Origin of the sequence: Sulfuricella denitrificans skB26, from assembly GCF_000297055.2 — a bacterium.
Classification (GTDB): Bacteria; Pseudomonadota; Gammaproteobacteria; order Burkholderiales; family Sulfuricellaceae; genus Sulfuricella; species Sulfuricella denitrificans.
The window spans coordinates 683,350-700,299 of record NC_022357.1 but is presented as its reverse complement, the minus strand read 5'-3'; the positions used below and the strand labels follow the sequence as shown (position 1 = coordinate 700,299).

General features: G+C 57.5%; 14 protein-coding genes. 9 read left to right on the top strand and 5 right to left on the bottom strand.

What is annotated here, in order from left to right; translation table 11 throughout:
• Positions 1-3 precede the first annotated feature (3 nt).
• The 4 genes from SCD_RS03455 (at position 4) to mobA (ending at position 4,044) form a co-directional block, all read left to right on the top strand.
• Positions 4-810 (top strand): F0F1 ATP synthase subunit delta, encoded by an 807-nt coding sequence (locus SCD_RS03455; RefSeq protein ID WP_009206515.1) that lies wholly within the window; start codon positions 4-6, stop codon positions 808-810.
• Positions 794-2,464: an alternate F1F0 ATPase, F1 subunit alpha gene (locus SCD_RS03450; RefSeq protein WP_009206516.1), complete on the top strand. Its 1,671-nt coding sequence runs from the start codon at positions 794-796 to the stop codon at positions 2,462-2,464. Before SCD_RS03455 ends, SCD_RS03450 begins: the two co-directional genes overlap by 17 nt.
• Positions 2,461-3,345 (top strand): F0F1 ATP synthase subunit gamma, encoded by an 885-nt coding sequence (locus SCD_RS03445; protein WP_009206517.1) that lies wholly within the window; start codon positions 2,461-2,463, stop codon positions 3,343-3,345. Before SCD_RS03450 ends, SCD_RS03445 begins: the two co-directional genes overlap by 4 nt.
• A gap of 111 nt (positions 3,346-3,456) precedes the next feature.
• Positions 3,457-4,044 carry a molybdenum cofactor guanylyltransferase MobA gene (gene mobA / locus SCD_RS03440; RefSeq protein WP_021035766.1) on the top strand — a complete coding sequence of 196 codons (588 nt, stop codon included), beginning with the start codon at positions 3,457-3,459 and terminating at the stop codon, positions 4,042-4,044.
• Between the two features lie 116 nt (positions 4,045-4,160).
• Here mobA and pbpG read toward each other — a convergent pair whose 3' ends face one another.
• Positions 4,161-5,093, bottom strand: a complete 933-nt coding sequence (pbpG, locus tag SCD_RS03435; protein ID WP_009206520.1) for a D-alanyl-D-alanine endopeptidase — start codon at positions 5,091-5,093, stop codon at positions 4,161-4,163.
• 130 nt (positions 5,094-5,223) lie between these two features.
• Between pbpG and SCD_RS03430 the strand changes: the two genes are divergently transcribed.
• Positions 5,224-5,547, top strand: coding sequence for a hypothetical protein (locus SCD_RS03430; protein ID WP_148290733.1), 324 nt, complete (start codon positions 5,224-5,226; stop codon positions 5,545-5,547).
• A gap of 4 nt (positions 5,548-5,551) precedes the next feature.
• Here the strand turns inward: SCD_RS03430 and icd are convergent, their stop codons facing one another.
• A complete protein-coding gene (gene icd, locus SCD_RS03425) occupies positions 5,552-6,790 on the bottom strand; it encodes an NADP-dependent isocitrate dehydrogenase (protein WP_009206522.1) in 1,239 nt (412 codons plus the stop codon).
• A 25-nt stretch (positions 6,791-6,815) separates the two neighbouring features.
• Between icd and SCD_RS03420 the strand changes: the two genes are divergently transcribed.
• Positions 6,816-7,358, top strand: a complete 543-nt coding sequence (locus SCD_RS03420) for an rRNA large subunit pseudouridine synthase E (protein ID WP_009206523.1) — start codon at positions 6,816-6,818, stop codon at positions 7,356-7,358.
• Positions 7,359-7,485: 127 nt separating this feature from the next.
• Complete coding sequence (locus tag SCD_RS03415; RefSeq protein WP_009206524.1) at positions 7,486-7,707, top strand: hypothetical protein; 222 nt, start codon at positions 7,486-7,488, stop codon at positions 7,705-7,707.
• Between the two features lie 155 nt (positions 7,708-7,862).
• On the opposite strand, the gene SCD_RS03410 is transcribed toward SCD_RS03415, so the two are convergent.
• The 3 genes from SCD_RS03410 to SCD_RS03400 all read right to left on the bottom strand — a co-directional run bounded on the left by SCD_RS03410 (position 7,863) and on the right by SCD_RS03400 (position 13,734).
• Positions 7,863-10,856: a PAS domain S-box protein gene (locus SCD_RS03410; RefSeq protein WP_009206525.1), complete on the bottom strand. Its 2,994-nt coding sequence runs from the start codon at positions 10,854-10,856 to the stop codon at positions 7,863-7,865.
• 116 nt (positions 10,857-10,972) lie between these two features.
• Positions 10,973-11,446 carry a cyanophycin metabolism-associated DUF1854 family protein gene (locus SCD_RS03405; protein ID WP_009206526.1) on the bottom strand — a complete coding sequence of 158 codons (474 nt, stop codon included), beginning with the start codon at positions 11,444-11,446 and terminating at the stop codon, positions 10,973-10,975.
• Positions 11,443-13,734 carry a cyanophycin metabolism-associated ABC transporter gene (locus SCD_RS03400; RefSeq protein ID WP_041673655.1) on the bottom strand — a complete coding sequence of 764 codons (2,292 nt, stop codon included), beginning with the start codon at positions 13,732-13,734 and terminating at the stop codon, positions 11,443-11,445. The genes SCD_RS03405 and SCD_RS03400 overlap by 4 nt, the downstream gene beginning before the upstream one ends.
• 217 nt (positions 13,735-13,951) lie before the next feature.
• Between SCD_RS03400 and SCD_RS03395 the strand changes: the two genes are divergently transcribed.
• Together SCD_RS03395 and SCD_RS03390 are read left to right on the top strand one after the other, a co-directional pair.
• Positions 13,952-14,446 (top strand): surface-adhesin E family protein, encoded by a 495-nt coding sequence (locus SCD_RS03395; RefSeq protein ID WP_009206528.1) that lies wholly within the window; start codon positions 13,952-13,954, stop codon positions 14,444-14,446.
• Positions 14,447-14,770: 324 nt separating this feature from the next.
• On the top strand, positions 14,771-16,930 hold the full coding sequence (locus SCD_RS03390) for a cyanophycin synthetase (RefSeq protein WP_009206529.1): 2,160 nt from the start codon (positions 14,771-14,773) through the stop codon (positions 16,928-16,930).
• Positions 16,931-16,950 lie beyond the last annotated feature (20 nt).

The window sequence follows — 16,950 nt, the reverse complement described above, 5'->3', positions numbered from 1 at the left end:
GCCATGCTGATCGACTGGTTTACTGTGATTGCGCAAGTCGTCAACTTCCTGATTCTGGTGTGGTTGATGAAGCGCTTTCTTTACCAGCCTATCCTCAACGCCATCGACGCGCGGGAGAAGCGAATCGCCAAGGAACTGGCTGACGCCGACGCGAAAAAAGCTGAAGCCAAGAAGGAGCGCGACGAGTTCCAGCACAAGAATGACGCGTTCGACCAGCAGCGCGCGGCACTTTTGAGTCAGGCGACGGACGAGGCGAAAGCCGAGCGTCAGCGGATTCTTGACGAAGCGCGGCAGGCGGCCGACGTTTTGAGCGCCAAGCGACAGGAGGCGCTGATAAGCGAACAGCAGCATTTGAGCGAAGCACTTACCCGTCGTGCACGGGAGGAGGTATTTGCCATTGCTCGCAAGGCGCTGGCAGATCTGGCCGGGGCAAGCCTGGAAGAACGCATGGCCGACGTATTCATGCGCCGTTTGCGGGAAATGGACAGCCAGGCTAAGGAAGACTTCGCCGCAGCCCTCGGGGCAGCGTCTAGCCCCGCGCTGGTACGTAGCGCGTTTGACCTGCCCGAAGAGCAACGCGCGGCAATTCGGAATGCGCTCAACGAAACCTTCTCGGCTGACATCGACGTCCGTTTCGAGGCCGCGGTGGATCTGGTCAGCGGCATCGAGATCAGCACGGATGGGCAAAAAATAGCGTGGAGCATCGCGGATTATCTCGCGTCGCTGGGCAAGGCTGCCGACTCACTGCTAAAAACACAACCCAGATCCGAAACCAGGACCGAGCAAAAAACCAATGAACACGGAACCTGAGAGCCTCCAGAACGTTTTCGACAGCGCGTTTTCGGGAATGAGCCAAGCGCGGGAAGCCTACACGCCGCAACTGACGCTACGTGAAGTGGGTACGATCACCAGCATTGCCACCGGCATCGCAAAAGTTTCCGGCCTCCCCTGCGTGGGTTTCGAGGAGGTGCTGAAGTTTCCCGGCGAAGTGTATGGCATTGCTTTCAACGTCGATGAAGATGAAATCGGCGTCGTTCTGTTGGGCGACTACTGGCAGTTACATGCGGGCGATGAAGTCGAACGCAGGGGGCACGTGATGGACGTGCCGGTGGGAGACGGATTGATCGGACGCATTATCAATCCACTGGGCCGGCCTCTGGACGGCAAGGGTCCGCTGGCTTCCAGCCTGCGCCGGCCCGTCGAACGCCCTGCTGCGCACATCATGGATCGAGCTCCCGTCACCGTGCCCTTGCAAACCGGCATCAAGGTTATCGATGCGCTCATCCCCATCGGGCGCGGCCAGCGCGAACTGATACTCGGCGACCGGCAGACCGGCAAGACCGCAATCGCGCTCGATGCGATACTCAATCAACGCGATCAGAATGTGCTGTGCGTTTATTGCGCTATCGGCCAGCGCGCATCCGGCGTGGCTAAAGTCATCGCCTCTCTGCGCGAAAAAGGCGCGATGGATTACACCATCGTGGTCGTTACCGAAGGCAACGATCCACCCGGCCTCGCCTACGTTGCACCCTATGCCGCAACCAGCATCGCGGAGCATTTCATGGAACAAGGCCGTGACGTGCTGGTTGTTTACGATGACCTCACGCACCATGCGCGCGCCTATCGCGAGTTGTCTCTGCTGCTGCGTCGCCCTCCCGGCCGGGAGGCTTTTCCCGGCGACATCTTCTACATCCACTCGCGGCTGCTGGAGCGCGCAACGCACTTGCGCCCGGAACTCGGCGGCGGATCGCTGACGGCGCTGCCCATCATCGAAACTGAAGCGCAGGATATTTCCGCCTACATTCCGACCAACCTGATTTCCATTACGGATGGGCAGATTTACCTCTCACCATCGTTATTCGAATTGGGTGTGCTGCCCGCAGTCGATGTCGGCAAATCCGTCTCACGCGTCGGCGGCAAGGCGCAACGCGCAGCCTACCGCGCCGTGGCGGGCGATCTCAAGCTGGCCTACGCCCAGTTCGAGGAATTGGAAACCTTTTCCCGCTTCGGCGCCCGGCTGGATGAAGATACCCGCAAGATCATCGAGCATGGACGACGGATCCGTGCCTGCCTCAAGCAGCCCGAATTCGCTCCGGTTTCCGTGCCCGCGCAAATTGCCGTGCTGCTGGCGTTGACTGCAGGACTCTTCGATGATGTGCCGCTAGCCCAGATGACCGACGCCGAGAATGCCGTGCGCGAGGCCGCGGTGGATATTCCAGCCGAGGTGTGCACGAGATTTGACAGTGCCGAAAAGTTGAGCAACGAAGATCGCAAAACAATCATAGCAATCGCTCGCCAAGCGCTCGAAGAGTTCACGCCCAGACCGGAATCCAAGCCTGATTTGGATCATGGGACCGAAGAAGATACACAACCTGTGCCCCAGGCTGAGCCGAAGTTGAAGGCTGGAGCAAAACCGGATGATACCAAGTCTGAGCCCAAGGCAGCACTCCGGGAGAAGTCATGAGCGACACCGCGGCCAGCCTGCGTCACAAGATCGCCAGTGCCGGAGAGCTCGAATCCGTGGTGCGCACGATGAAGGCCATGGCCGCGTCGAGTATCGGGCAATACGAGAATGCGGTGCGCTCCCTGGATGATTATTATCGGACCGTGCAACTGGGCTTGGTCGCGTGTTTCCGGCAGGGTGATTCCGCTGGTGCAACGAAGCGACCGGAGCAGAAGGAAGCAGGAACGATAGGCGCAGTCGTGTTCGGTTCCGACCAGGGACTGGTAGGTCAATTCAATGATGTGATGGTGGAATTTGTCGTGCAGACGCTGGGAAGCTTGCCTGGCAAAAAGATGGTCTGGGCGGTCGGCGAGCGCATTCAGTCTCGCCTCGCGGATACCGACCTGATGCCGGGGAAAAGCTTCACTCTGCCGAATTCCATTAACGCGATTACACCGCTCATAGGACAAATACTGATAGAAATGGAAGCCCAGCGCGACAATGGCGAAATCGCGCAGGTTTACCTTTTTCATCAGCGTCCCAGGTCTGGGGCGATTTACACCCCGGTGAGTCAACGTCTGCTTCCCCTGGACAGCGTGTGGCGGAATGATTTGACGGCAATCCACTGGCCGACCAAAAGTTTGCCCGAGGTCATGAATAACCGAGAACAGACGCTTCTGGCGTTGGTCCGAGAATATCTATTCGTCTCGCTTTTCAGGGCATGCGCCGAATCCCTGGCAAGCGAAAACGCCAGCCGTCTGGCTGCGATGCAACGCGCTGAAAAAAATATCGACGAACTGCTGGAGGACCTGAACCGAACGTTTCACCGCCTTCGTCAGAGCGGAATAGACGAGGAGTTATTCGACGTTGTCTCCGGCTTCGAGGCGCTGGCAACGTCTTAGCAACGACCGAAAGGATAGGGATGCTGACTTGCTCCCCGTCAACTAGGCGGCAAACGAAAGACTTGCTAACATCTGCTCATTCCGGTTAACCATTTGATAAACAGTTCCGCAATGACTAAAGAACAATCAAAGATTACCGCCGTCATTCTGGCCGGAGGCCAAGCCAAGCGTATGGGTGGCGTCGACAAAGGGTTGGCTCTCATGAACGGTCGCCCCCTGGCTACCTGGGTACTGGAACGCATAGCGCCACAGGTCGATGAACTGTTGATCAGTGCCAACCGCAACCTTGACCAATACCGCCTCTTCGGTCACCCGGTGCTGCCTGACCCATCCCCAGACTTTCAGGGTCCGCTTGCCGGGCTGCTCCGCGCCATGACCGAAGCCGCTCACCCGCTGATTCTAAGCGTACCATGCGACACCCCTTTTCTGCCTGACGATCTGGTTGGGCGACTGACTGTCGCGCTCGAAGAAAGCGGCGCAGACATTGCCATCCCGGTTTGCGGTGGGCAGGTTCACCGGGCAGTTTGCCTGTGCCGGCACAACCTTTTACCCGGCCTGGAAAATTTCCTCGCACGGGGTGGTCGGCGGGTCGGGGAATGGCAATCCATGCTTAGGCGCGTCGAAGTGCCATTCGACGACGAACAGGCTTTTCTCAACCTCAACACCGCGGATGAACTAACCCGACTCGGCACCCGATAAGGTAGCCCGCCCTCAACAAGCATAGATTCGCCATCGCACTCAGCAAGCAGATTTCACCCCGCTGAAAACAAAAAGGCCCGGCAGAATCTGCCGGGCCTTTTAATATTTTAAATAATTCAACTAGCCGAAGCGGTGCCTGGCACCCTTGCTTCTTTTATCCATTTCTTGATGCGCTGAGCATCGCCGACACGCGACAACTTGCCCCAGGAATCGAGCAGCACAATCACCATCGGCCGATTCGCGATATTCGCCTGCATCACCAGGCAATGGCCGGCCTCGTTAATAAAGCCGGTTTTGGAAAGACCTATCTCCCAGGTCTTGTTTCGCACCAGCATGTTGGTGTTCTTGAACTGAACCCGGCGCGGCCCACCGCGCATCTCCACATCATAGAAGCCCGTGGTGGTCATTTCACTAATCAATGGGTAAGCGTAAGCAGCGTTGACCATCTTGACCAGATCCAGCGCGGTCGAAACATTATTGCTGTTGAGGCCGGTAGAATCGACAAACTGGGTGTGCGACATGCCAAGACTCGCGGCCTTGCGGTTCATCGCAACGACAAAAGCCGGTAAACCGCCGGGATAATCACGACCTAAAGCCGCCGCTGCACGATTCTCTGAGGACATCAGCGCCAGTTGCAGGGCAAGCTGACGGCTCATCTTCGTACCGACCTTGATCCGGGAGTGCGTCCCTTTCAACGAGTCCCTGTCTTCATTGCTGATGACGATTTTCTCATCGAGGGGCAGTTGCGCGTCCAGCACCACCATCGCTGTCATCAACTTGGTGATGGAGGCAATCGGCATGCGCGCATCGGTATTTTTTCCGAACAGCGTACGACCGGTCTTCTGATCCACAACTATCGCTGAGGACGAAAGCAGGTTAAGCCCGGAATGGCGGTAGGCGGCCCGCGTATCTTCGTTCGTTAGGCTAGCCTCGGCCTGAAGCGCAATGCCTCCAGCCTGGTCCGTCTGGCTCTGAGCCTGACCGATCTCGCCAGCTATTGTTGCGGATGCAATGAAGCACGCGCATCCCACCACCCAGTTTAACCGCATACAACCTCCTTGAAACCAGGACTTAAGAACTTACAATTAAAGTGTAAACCAATTCAGAAAAAAATGTAAACCCAATTTCTACAAAAATTAGCCCATCCCCATAATTTATCTGGAGAAACAATAATTCAGAGTGCAGCCCGCTTTCCGTTTATCCAATTATATTTTCTGGTATTTTCAAAACAACGTGCTAATAATTAAATCTGAGAGTTTATCCATCACCCAAGAGGAGGAAATATTAATGGGACCCGGCAACCATGGGGTTCACATCGACCTGGAATCCAGTCAAGCGACTTTACTGCTCGAACGACTGGAAGCATTGCGTGGTGAATTGGGTATGGTGGCCGAAGATCTAATCAGCTTACTGCGAGGAGCAGGCGTTGCCCCGTTTGCTGAACCCGACACATCCTCCGACACCGATCCGGAAACAGCAAAAGACCCTATAGCAGCAGGCTAAAGATCTACATCCGCTCTATCATCGCCTGACCGAAAGCCGAACAGGACACCTGGGTCGCACCGGGCATCAACCGCGCAAAATCGTAGGTTACCGTTTTGGCGTTGATTGCCTGCTCCATCGACTTGACGATTAAATCAGCCGCCTCGATCCATCCCATATGGCGCAGCATCATCTCGGCAGACAGGATGATAGAACCGGGATTGACATAATCTTTGCCGGCATACTTTGGCGCCGTACCGTGAGTTGCTTCGAACATCGCCACGCTATCGGAAAGATTTGCGCCCGGTGCAATGCCGATGCCACCTACCTGAGCTGCCAGTGCGTCGGAAATGTAATCCCCGTTCAGGTTCAGGGTAGCAACCACGTCGTATTCGTCCGGCCGCAACAGAATCTGCTGCAGGAAAGCATCGGCAATCACGTCCTTGATCACGATGCCATTGGGCAATTTCATCCATGGCCCGCCGTCCAGTAGTTCGGCGCCGAACTCGCGCTGGGCCAGCTCATAGCCCCACTTCTTGAAGCCGCCCTCGGTGAACTTCATGATGTTGCCCTTGTGCACCAGGGTCACCGAGCTGCGCTTATTATCGATGGCGTACTGGATCGCCCTGCGCACTAGCCTCTCGCTACCCTCGATCGACACCGGCTTGACGCCGATCGCCGAGGATTCCGGAAAGCGGATTTTGCTCACACCCATTTCCTTCTGCAGAAACTCGATGACTTTTTTTACTTCCGGTGAACCGGCTTCCCATTCAACACCTGCGTAGATATCCTCGGTATTCTCACGGAAAATCACCATGTCGGTCTTTTCCGGCTCCTTGACCGGGCTCGGCACGCCCTTGAAATAGCGCACTGGCCGCAGGCAGACATAGAGATCGAGCATCTGGCGCAGCGCTACGTTGAGCGAGCGGATACCGCCCGACACCGGCGTGGTCAAGGGTCCCTTGATCGACACCACATATTCCCTGATCGCCTGCACGGTTTCATCGGGCAACCAGGTATCGGGATCATAAACCTTGGTGGCTTTCTCGCCGGCATAGATTTCCATCCAGGCGATCTTGCGCTTGCCACCATAGGACTTATCTACCGCCGCATCCACCACCTTGCGCATCACCGGCGTAATGTCCACGCCGGTGCCGTCGCCCTCAACGAAGGGAATAATCGGATTGTCCGGCACATTCAGGGAAAAATCGGCATTCACCGTAATTTTGCTGCCCTGCTGCGGCACTTGAAATTTTTGCGTCATGATTGCGTCCTATATAATGTTGTCCATGAGCCGACTTATCCTGTTCAACAAGCCCTACGGCGTCATCACCCAATTCAGCAGCGACGGCAAACATGCCACGCTGAAAGAATTCATTCCCCTTCCCGGTGTTTATCCGGCGGGACGCCTGGACACCGATAGCGAAGGACTGCTCATTTTAACCGATGACGGGCCTTTGCAACACCGCATCAGCGACCCTCGCCATAAATTACCTAAAACCTATTGGGCTCAGGTAGAAGGCATTCCTGACGAAGCCGCGCTGGAAGGCCTGCGCCGTGGGGTTGATCTGGGCGACTTCATCACCCGCCCTGCCGAGGCCCGCCTCATTGATGAACCCTCGGACTTATGGCCACGCACGCCACCGGTTCGCTTCCGCAAACAGATTCCCACCAGCTGGATCGAACTCGTCATCCGGGAAGGCAAAAACCGGCAGGTACGGCGCATGACTGCAAAGGTCGGATTTCCCACGTTGCGCCTGATACGGCACCAGATCGGCGACTGGACCCTCGCCGGCCTGGCTCTGGGCGAATGGCGTGAAATAACGCTTTAACCTCGTAATACTCGAAATAATTTATCTATGGCTGTCAACCACGCCACAAACCGGTCGTTATTGGATAGGACGCGCCATCGTGTCACTTGAATTCAAAACTTAACTAGTTAAATCAAAGGAACCAAAAATGAGCAAAATTCTGTCCGCACTGATCGCTGCTGCTTTCGCCGCTGTTACCTTCTCCGCTGTTGCTGCTGATGCTGCTGCTCCTGCTGCCGCTGCTGCCGAAGCTCCTGCTGCTGAAATGGCCAAGCCTGCCAAAAAAGTTAAAAAAGCCCACAAAAAAGCCAAGAAAGCTAAAGCTGCTAAAGCTGGCGCTGCTATGGAAGCCGCACCTGCTGCCAACTAATACCGGCGCAAGAAACGAAAAAGGCGGGGATTTCCCCGCCTTTTTTTTTGGCGCCACGCTTCACCCATGACTAATATTTACACAAATACAATCAGTTTGTTGCAAACAATATCCAGCCGCCCGGTGGGCATAAACGATCGCTCACGCCTTTGCGATTAATGAAGTCGGGCATTCAGGTTCATGAACTGCTCGAAATCGGCCAGCGGCAGCGGTCGACTGAACAGGAAACCCTGGAAGGCATGACAGCCATTACGGTCAAGAAAATCCCGCTGCGCCACGGTTTCCACTCCTTCGGCAATCACGTTCAGCCCCAGCGTTTTACCCATGATAATGATGGTCTGCACTATCGCTGCACCATTGGCGTCGGAGCCGAAGTCGCGGATGAACGACCGGTCGATCTTGAGCTGGTCGAGCGGCAACCGCGTCAGGTAGGACAAGGACGAATAACCGGTGCCGAAATCATCCATCGAAAAACCGACGCCAATGGCCTTGAGTGCCTGCATTTTGATGATAGTGTCGCTCACATTATCGAGCACCAGGCTCTCGGTCAATTCGATCTTGAGGCGCGTCGGGTCGGCACCGGATTGCGCTAGTACCTGCTGTACCTGCACGGCAAAATCCGGCTGGCGGAACTGGCGTGCGCTGACATTGACAGCAAGCTGCAGTTCATGTGTACGAGGGTTGCCCTCCCAAGCCTTGAGCTGGGCGCAAGCCGTTTCCAGCACCCAGTAGCCGATGGGCAGGATGAACCCGGTTTCTTCAGCGATCGAAATGAAGTCGCCCGGCTCAACCAGCCCGCGCTCCGGGTGCACCCAGCGCAACAACGCCTCGGCGCCGACGAGGCCACGCGTGCTCTCCATCTGCGGCTGGTAGTAGAGCCGCAACTGCTGGCGCTTCAGGGCTAGTCGCAGATCAGTCTCCAGCGCGCTGTGTTCGTCCAGCGCAGCCTGCATGGCGGGGTCGAAGAAACGCTGGGTATTGCGCCCGGCGTTCTTGGACTGGTACATGGCAAGATCGGCATGCTTGAGCAGCTCATCGACGGTCACATTGTTATCGCGGAACAGGCTGATCCCTATGCTGGTGGTGCAATAGTACTCGCAGCCCTTAAGATGGTAGGATCGGGCGATAACCTCTTGCACCTTGTCGCCCACCAGCTTGGCCTGTGCGGCCGCCTCTTCGAATTCTCCGCTCAGGTCTTCCAACAACACCACGAACTCGTCGCCACCCAGGCGCGCCACCGTATCGACCCCGCGCACGCAGGTTTTCAGACGCTGCGCCACCTCAACCAGCAGCAAGTCACCAATATCGTGGCCGCGCGTATCGTTAAGCGTTTTGAAATTATCCATATCCAGAAACAGGATCGCGCCGCAATGGCCGTTGCGGACCGTGGCCGCCAGCACTTGGCCCAGCCGGTCCTGAAGCAGGCGGCGGTTGGGCAACAGCGTAAGCGGGTCATAATAGGCCAGGCGGTGGATCTCGGCCTCCGCCTCACGGTTCTGCGTGATATCGGAAAAGGTGCCGACGTAATGGGTAATGCGCCCATCGGGCGCGGTGACGGCGGTGATAGTCAGCCACTCGGCATAGATCTTACCGTTCTTGCGCCGATTCCACATTTGGCCCTGCCAGTATCCCTTCTGCTTCAGGGTTTCCCACATGCCCTGGTAGAACGCCTGATCGTGGCGCCCTGACTTGAGCAGCGCCGACGTTTGCCCCACCGCTTCTTCTGCGCTGTAACCGGTAAGGTGGGTGAAGGCCTGATTGACCCGTACGATGATACCGTTGGCATCGGTCACCATCACCCCCGCCTGCGACTCGAAGGCGATGGCGGCGATGCGCAGATCTTCTTCGACCTGCTTGCTCTTGGTGATGTCGCGCAAAAATGCGCAGAAATACCCGCCGTCCTCGCCCGGCTGGTGGACGGTGCTGATCTCGATCTCCAGCACTTGTCCATCCTTGCGCCGATGGCGTGTTTCGAAGCGGTCATGGCCTTTTGTCAGAACCTCCTGAATATGACGTGCCGTCTCCTCCGGGCTTTCCATTGCTTCCAGATCCGGGATGCGCATGTTCAGAAGTTCTTCGCGCTCATAGCTGATCATCTGGCAATAAGCGTCATTCACATCCAGAATACGTCCATCGCTACTAGCGATCCAGAAGCCGTCTATCGAAGTTTGGAGGGTCTGGCGATAACGCTCCTCACTTTCCCGCAACTTGATTTCCGCCTGCTTGCGCTCGGTAATGTCATTAACAATGCCGATGAAACCAGCAATGCGCCCCTGCGCGTCCAATTCCGTTGCAGCCTCACCAAAGGCCCAGCGCACAGTGCCATCATGCCGCTGCATCCGCCACTCCATCGGCTTTGGCTGCATGGTGGACATAGCCTCTCGCCACAGGGCCAATGTACGCTCGCGATCCTCCTTATGCAGGGCGAGCATCCAGCCGTCGCCCAGCGATTCCTCGATGGAAAGTCCGGTAATCTCACTCCAGCGTTCATTGACATAGTCGCATGCTCCTTGGGTGTCGGCGTGAAATATACCCGCAGGCGATATCTGCGCCAGGCGCCGGAACATCTCCTCGCTGCGGTGTAGCGCCATCGCAGCGCTCCTGCTTTCGGTAGTGTCAACGAGGGTAATGAACACCAGCGGGGCATCGCCCTTTATATTCCTGCCCAAGGTGTCCAGACGGGCATAAAAGAGAGAGCCGTCGTCGCGCTTGAGGGCCAGTTCGCAGCGTTGCTCCTCGCCGTGCTGTAGTGAGCTCATAAAATGCCGGTGCCAGCGGCCCGTGTCTTCGGGCATGACGAAGCTGGCGAAGCGGCGGCGAAGCAGTTTTTCGCGCTCCACTCCCAGTAATGAGGCGCCGGTCAGGTTCGCCTCGGAGATTATGCCCTCACGGGTGAGAGTGAAGTAGCTGATGGGCGCGAATTCGTAGAGATCCACATAGCGGTCACGGGACTCCTCCAGGGCGCGATGCGCCTGCCTCAACTCCTCGTTCTGCATCTCCAGTTCGACCTGGTACACCTGGAGTTCGTGCAGAAGTCCCTCGGCGGGCAGGGACGACCGGCTGGTGCAAGAAGAAGGCGTGAGGGCGAGCTGGGTTTCCGCGTCCGCACGCAACTGCCGCGAGTCCCCTCCGGTCTTCTTCGTTACCATGAGTCCCCTCTCAAGCTGCGTATGCTGCACCCTGCAAAACCGATTGCGACATTCCGCAAGCAGTGCCGACTCAGATTATTGACATAAATAATCCTAACCTATTGCCGTGGAACGCGCTACAGGAACCGGTCCAGCAGTTTTCTGCTACCCTGATCCAGCGTCTGGATATCCCGGATCAGAAAATGGATCCCGTTGCTGTCGGCGATAAGCAGGGTTGAGGCGGCGAGGCGGCGAATATCATCCTCCCCCTTGAGGATGAAGGTGGTGAGGCCACGATCTGTTTCCACCTGCCATGCGCTGGGCGTGGCGAAGCTGGAGACGCGGCGGATGGCGCGAATTTCAGGCATGAATTCCCGGCTCGCCAGTTCCTCTTCCAGAAGAATACGCAACTCGTCCGGCAAATCTATCAGGCGATCGATCCAGGCCAGTTCGTGTCCGTCGACAGTAACCAGCGAAATCCCTTCCGCAGGGGCAGTGATGGGAAAAGCGTGTACGGGTACTACACCTTCATGAACTTCACCCTTCGCGCCGGTAAAAACCAGCCTGCCGAAAGCATTACGAGTCAGTTTAAAATCAGTGGTCCTGTTCATGCGGCGCCCTCCTTGGTTTCGGGCTCGGCATTCCATATCTTGTCGTCCATATCGGTATCCACGTTGCGCGCTTGCGCCTGATAGAGGCGGAAGTAGGCGCCCTCACTAGCCATCAGTTCGTCATGGCTTCCCACCTCGACCACCTGACCGCGATCCAGCACCACCAGCCGGTCGGCGCGACGCAGGGTGGAGAGCCGATGCGCAATGGCAATAGTGGTTCGTCCCTGAACCAGGTTGTCCAGGGCTTTCTGGATTTCTTTCTCGGTCGTAGAATCGACCGACGAGGTGGCTTCATCGAGGATCAGAATACGCGGATCGATGAGCAGCGCCCGGGCAATGGAAATGCGCTGGCGCTCGCCGCCAGACAGGGCTTGGCCGCGCTCGCCGGCCAGGGAATCATAGCCCTGCGGCAAACGCAGGATGAACTCGTGGGCGTGCGCTGCGCGGGCTGCGGCAACGATTTCCGCCCGGGTGGCATCGGGCTTGCCATAGGCGATATTGTCGGCAATGGTGCCGAAGAACAGGAAAGGTTCCTGCAGTACCAGGCCGATGTTGCGCCGATATTCGGATACAGGGAGGGAGCGGATATCCACCCCGTCGACCTTGATCGATCCCTCGGACACGTCGTAAAAGCGGCAAATCAGGTTGGCCAGGGTGCTCTTGCCCGACCCGCTGTGCCCCACCAGACCGATCATCTCACCGGGAGCGATCGTCAGGTCGACTCCATGGATAACCGTCCGGTTGCCGTAACGAAAGCCCGCGTTGCGAATCTCGATTCCCCCTTGCACCTGATCGAGGTGAACCGGGTTGGCCGATTCGGGAACACTGGAGACGTGGTCGAGAATATCGAAAATGCGTTTTGCGCCGGCGGCCGCCTTCTGCGTCACCGAAACAATGCGGCTCATCGAATCGAGCCGGGTATAGAAACGGCTGATGTAGGCCAGGAAAGCGACCAGCACACCCACCGTGATCTCGTTGCGCGAGACCAGCCAGATGCCGAATGCCCACACGACAAGCAATCCGATTTCGGTCAGCAGGGTGACGGTCGGTGTGAACAATGACCAGATCTTGTTCAGCCGGTCGTTAACCGCGAGGTTGTGCTGGTTGGCCTCGCGGAAGCGCGCCGCTTCGCGCTTTTCCTGGGCGAAGGCCTTGACTACGCGGATACCGGGTATGGTATCGGCCAGCACGTTGGTCACTTCCGACCAGACCCGGTCGATCTTCTCGAAACCGGTGCGCAACTTGTCGCGCACCACGTGGATCATCCAGGCAATGAATGGCAGCGGGAGCAAGGTCACCAGCGCCAGCCAGGGATTGATCGAGAACAGGATCGCCGCCGTCATGAGGATCATCAGCACGTCGGTGGCGAAGTCCAGCAAGTGCAGCGAAAGGAACACGCAGATGCGGTCGGTCTCGGAGCCGATACGGGCCATCAGGTCGCCGGTGCGCTTGCCGCCGAAATATTCCAGGGAGAGCCGCATCAAGTGCTCGTAGGTGGTGGTGCGCAGGTCGGCCCCGATGCGCTCGCTCACCAGGGCGAGGATGTAGGTGCGCGCCCAGCCCAGGCTCCATGCCACCAGCGCGGACCCCAGCAACCCCGCAAGCAGGAGAGCCACCACGCCATAATCGATGGGAGCGCCGTTCTGGTAAGGGATCAGCACCTTGTCCATCAGCGGCATGGTCAGGTAAGGCGGCACCAGGGTGGCCGCAGTAGACGCCAGCGTCAGCAGAAAGCCGGCGAGCAGCTGTCCGTTATAAGGTTTGGCAAAGCGCCACAGACGGAACAGCGTCCACGTCGAGGGCGGGACATGGATTTCCCGGGTGCAAATGGGGCACTCTTCCTGACCCGGCAGGAGTGGCGCCTTGCAGCTGGGGCAGACCGCCTCTGCCGGGCGGCTGACGGGGTGCCCGGCGAGAACGCCGGCAAGTTGCTGCTCGAAGTGTTCGACCAGGCGCAGTGTCGCAACATTATGCCCAAGAGTGTAACGCCAGCTGGCGAGGCGCTCCATGTCGTCGTACAGTTCAAGGCTCCCCACCCCGGCATGATCATGGCGCTTGAGGGTCAGCCCTTTCCGGTAAGCCCACTCTCGCCATGCGGCCTCTTCGAGCCCCTTGGCAAGCAACCGGCGGTTGGTCACGACCACCAGGCCCTGGGTAAAATGCAGGCGCACATCGAGATCGATCTCCAGCCACGCCAGGATCTCCTCTTCGTTGGCCAGCTGAGATTCCACCTCGGCGCGCCAGGTGTCGGGCAAAATTTTTCCGGTTGGCGCCGAAAGAGAATTGATGTGTTTCACAAATAACCCTTGGATTTTTGTCTGGAAGAACCATGGCCTCTAACCGGGGCCATGCTGGGACGAAGTTTACTTGCCTTGAAACCAAGAGTACAGCATCAGACTGGACCGAGGCAGCTTAACCGGGATAGCATGTTATCGAGAAACAAATAGAGTATTTTCCTCCGGAAAAAATTCATGCTCTCTGTCCTTGAAATGGATCAACATAGAAATGACCGCTTTGAATAAAATTGAAAGACATGCTTTTCATACCTATCCGTTATTGCAGAAGGCCAAACGCCTGGCGGTGCTATTAGCGCTCACTGCCTACATCCCGGCGTATGCGGCGGAAGAATGGCTGACCATTCCAACCTCCTCCGACAACATCACCTTTTCCATCGACAAGGTTAATCTTGAACGTAGCGGCAAGGTGGTCAAATTTTGGGAAAAAATCGTTTACCTCCAGCCAACGGTCAAAGATGAAACTTCCGGCAGGATGATCAAGGAAAAGAAAATGCGCCGCATCATGAATTGCGCGGAACGGACCCAGGGCCTGCTCCACGGCGTAACTTACAGCGACCAAGGCAAATTCATCACCTCCCTCTCACTGGATGAAGACAAAACATCGATGACTGCAATACCACACAACACGGTGGCAGAAACAGAGTTTGAAATAGTCTGCGCAAACATCCCCCGGCAAGCCGGATTAGTCGCCTATCCGAAATAATGGGGATGCCTCAGTAAAAAAATCTTCCTCTCCCTGTGGTAAACGGATTGCTGCGCGCAGCGTTAATTTTCTAGCTGTTTTAAAATTTTCTGTGACACACCTGACCTTAAGAGCACTCAACGGATTCGCACACCCTATGCCACTGAGCGACTTAAGCACGACGCCCGATATATATGGCGCATTTTGTTTATCCCATAGCAGTTGCGAGCAGCAACGCAATATGCTCAAATCACCTTATCCTTACTGGGTTATCCCAAAAAATATGTCGGACCTGCCGCTCGGCCCGCCAATGGCTGAATCCGCTGAGAGGCTCAAGTATTTTTTATGAATAAGAAAATCGAATTTCTCAAAATCGTGCCCCTGCGCGGGCCGAATATATGGACATACCGTCCGGTACTCGAAGCATGGGTTGATATCGGAGACCTGGAGGACTCGCCTTCCAATACCATCCCCGGTTTCTACGAGCGCCTGTCATCATGGCTGCCCTCGCTGATCGAACACCGGTGTGGCGTTGGCGAGCGGGGAGGCTTCCTGCTGCGGGTGCGCGAGGGGACTTGGCCGGGGCACATTCTCGAACATGTCACCCTGGAGTTGCAGAACCTGGCGGGCATGCAAAGCGGTTTCGGGAAAGCGCGCAGCACCTCGGTGCGGGGTGTTTATAAAGTCGTGGTACGCTCGCGCCACGAAGAAGTGAGCCGCGACTGCCTGCACGCTGCTCGCGATCTGGTGATGGCGGCGATCGAGGACCGTCCGTTCGACATTCCCGCCACGGTTGCCCGCCTGCGCGATCTGGCCGATTCGCTTTGCCTCGGCCCGAGCACGGCATGCATCGTCGATGCAGCCTCGGATCGACGCATTCCGTCCATCCGACTGACTGAAGGCAACCTGGTACAACTCGGCTACGGCGCCCGAAGCCGTCGCATCTGGACCGCCGAGACCGACCAGACCAGCGCCATTGCCGAAAGCATTTCCAGCGACAAGGATCTGACCAAGGACCTGCTTCAAGCTTGCGGCGTGCCAGTTCCCGAAGGCCGTATCGTGGAAAGCCCGGAAGACGCCTGGGAAGCCGCCGAGGAAATCGGTGTCCCGGTCGTGGTCAAACCTCGCGATGGCAACCATGGCCGGGGTGTTTCCACCGAACTGATGACGCGCGAAGAGATCGCGGCCGCCTACAAATTGGCGCTCGACGAGGGCAGCGATGTCCTCGTCGAGCGCTTCGTACGCGGCAATGAACACCGGTTGCTGGTCGTGGGCGGACGCCTGGCGGCGGCGGCTCGCGGGGAATCGGCCTCCGTAACGGGCGACAGCCGTTCAACCATCATCGAACTCATCGACACCCAGATCAATACCGACCCACGGCGCGGCACGACCGAAGATTACCCGCTCAACCTGGTTCGGGTAGATGAAGACCCGGCTGTCCGGCTCGAAATCACGCGCCAGGGTTTTACCCCTGACGCCATACCGCCACTGGGCGTTGAAGTAATGATCCAGCGCAACGGTAACGTCGCCTTCGACGTGACCGATCTGGTCCATCCGGATGTGGCTGCAACCGTTTGTCTCGCAGCCCGTATCGTCGGACTGGATATTGCAGGGGTCGACCTGGTCGCCGAAGATATCTCGCGTCCCCTCGACGAGCAGCGCGGCGCGATCGTCGAAGTCAACGCAGGCCCTGGCCTGCTGATGCACCTCAAGCCGGCAAGCGGCGAACCCCGCCCCATAGGCAGGGCCATCGTCGACAGTCTGTTTCCCGAAGGCGAGAACGGTCGCATCCCCGTTGTCGGCATCACCGGTACGAACGGGACCAATCTGGTCGCACGACTGGTAGCGCATCTGCTTCACCTCAGCGGCAAGCGCGTGAGCCTGGCGTGTAGCGACGGTCTATATCATGATCAACGACTGGTTGAAAATGGGAATCGTGCGACCTGGGCAGCCGCACGCAAGATACTGCTGAACCGAGTGGCCGAGGCAGCCGTCTTCGAGAATGGCAGCGATATGATACTGAGCGAGGGGCTGGCCTACGATCGATGCCAGGTCGGCGTCGTCACGAATATCGACCCGACCCTGCACTTCGGAAAATATTACATCGAGACACCCGATCAGGTATTCAACGTGCTGCGCACCCAGGTAGACGTAGTTCTTCCGGACGGGGTGGCGGTGCTCAACGGCAACGACACTATGGTGGCAGAAATGGCGCCGCTATGTGATGGCGAAGTCATTTTCTTCGGCGCCAATCCGGATGTTCCGGCCATCACTGAGCACCTGACTCAGGGGAAGCGCGCGGTGCTGGTGCGCGACGGCTTCGTGACACTCGCTACAGGCAATGAAGAAGTACAACTTGTCGAAACATCCGGCATCATGCTGGCAGAAGCTGGAGCTGCCGGGCTGCAAATCGAGCATGTGCTGGCGGCGGCCGGATCGGCATGGGCACTCGGCCTGCCGCTGGAACTGATCCGCGCAGGAATAGAAACCTTTAGTGCCGACTAATTAACATCCTGCCACGGCAA

Bases quoted from the DNA above. Each gene is read 5' to 3' on its own strand.
- SCD_RS03405 (WP_009206526.1), bottom strand. From the start codon at position 11,446: ATGAACAGGACCACTGATTTTAAACTGACTCGTAATGCTTTCGGCAGG.
- mobA (WP_021035766.1), top strand. From the start codon at position 3,457: ATGACTAAAGAACAATCAAAGATTACCGCCGTCATTCTGGCCGGAGGC.
- SCD_RS03415 (WP_009206524.1), top strand. From the start codon at position 7,486: ATGAGCAAAATTCTGTCCGCACTGATCGCTGCTGCTTTCGCCGCTGTT.
- icd (WP_009206522.1), bottom strand. From the start codon at position 6,790: ATGACGCAAAAATTTCAAGTGCCGCAGCAGGGCAGCAAAATTACGGTG.
- SCD_RS03445 (WP_009206517.1), top strand. From the start codon at position 2,461: ATGAGCGACACCGCGGCCAGCCTGCGTCACAAGATCGCCAGTGCCGGA.
- SCD_RS03455 (WP_009206515.1), top strand. From the start codon at position 4: ATGCTGATCGACTGGTTTACTGTGATTGCGCAAGTCGTCAACTTCCTG.
- SCD_RS03450 (WP_009206516.1), top strand. From the start codon at position 794: ATGAACACGGAACCTGAGAGCCTCCAGAACGTTTTCGACAGCGCGTTT.
- SCD_RS03410 (WP_009206525.1), bottom strand. From the start codon at position 10,856: ATGGTAACGAAGAAGACCGGAGGGGACTCGCGGCAGTTGCGTGCGGAC.
- SCD_RS03420 (WP_009206523.1), top strand. From the start codon at position 6,816: ATGAGCCGACTTATCCTGTTCAACAAGCCCTACGGCGTCATCACCCAA.
- SCD_RS03395 (WP_009206528.1), top strand. From the start codon at position 13,952: ATGACCGCTTTGAATAAAATTGAAAGACATGCTTTTCATACCTATCCG.
- pbpG (WP_009206520.1), bottom strand. From the start codon at position 5,093: ATGCGGTTAAACTGGGTGGTGGGATGCGCGTGCTTCATTGCATCCGCA.
- SCD_RS03390 (WP_009206529.1), top strand. From the start codon at position 14,771: ATGAATAAGAAAATCGAATTTCTCAAAATCGTGCCCCTGCGCGGGCCG.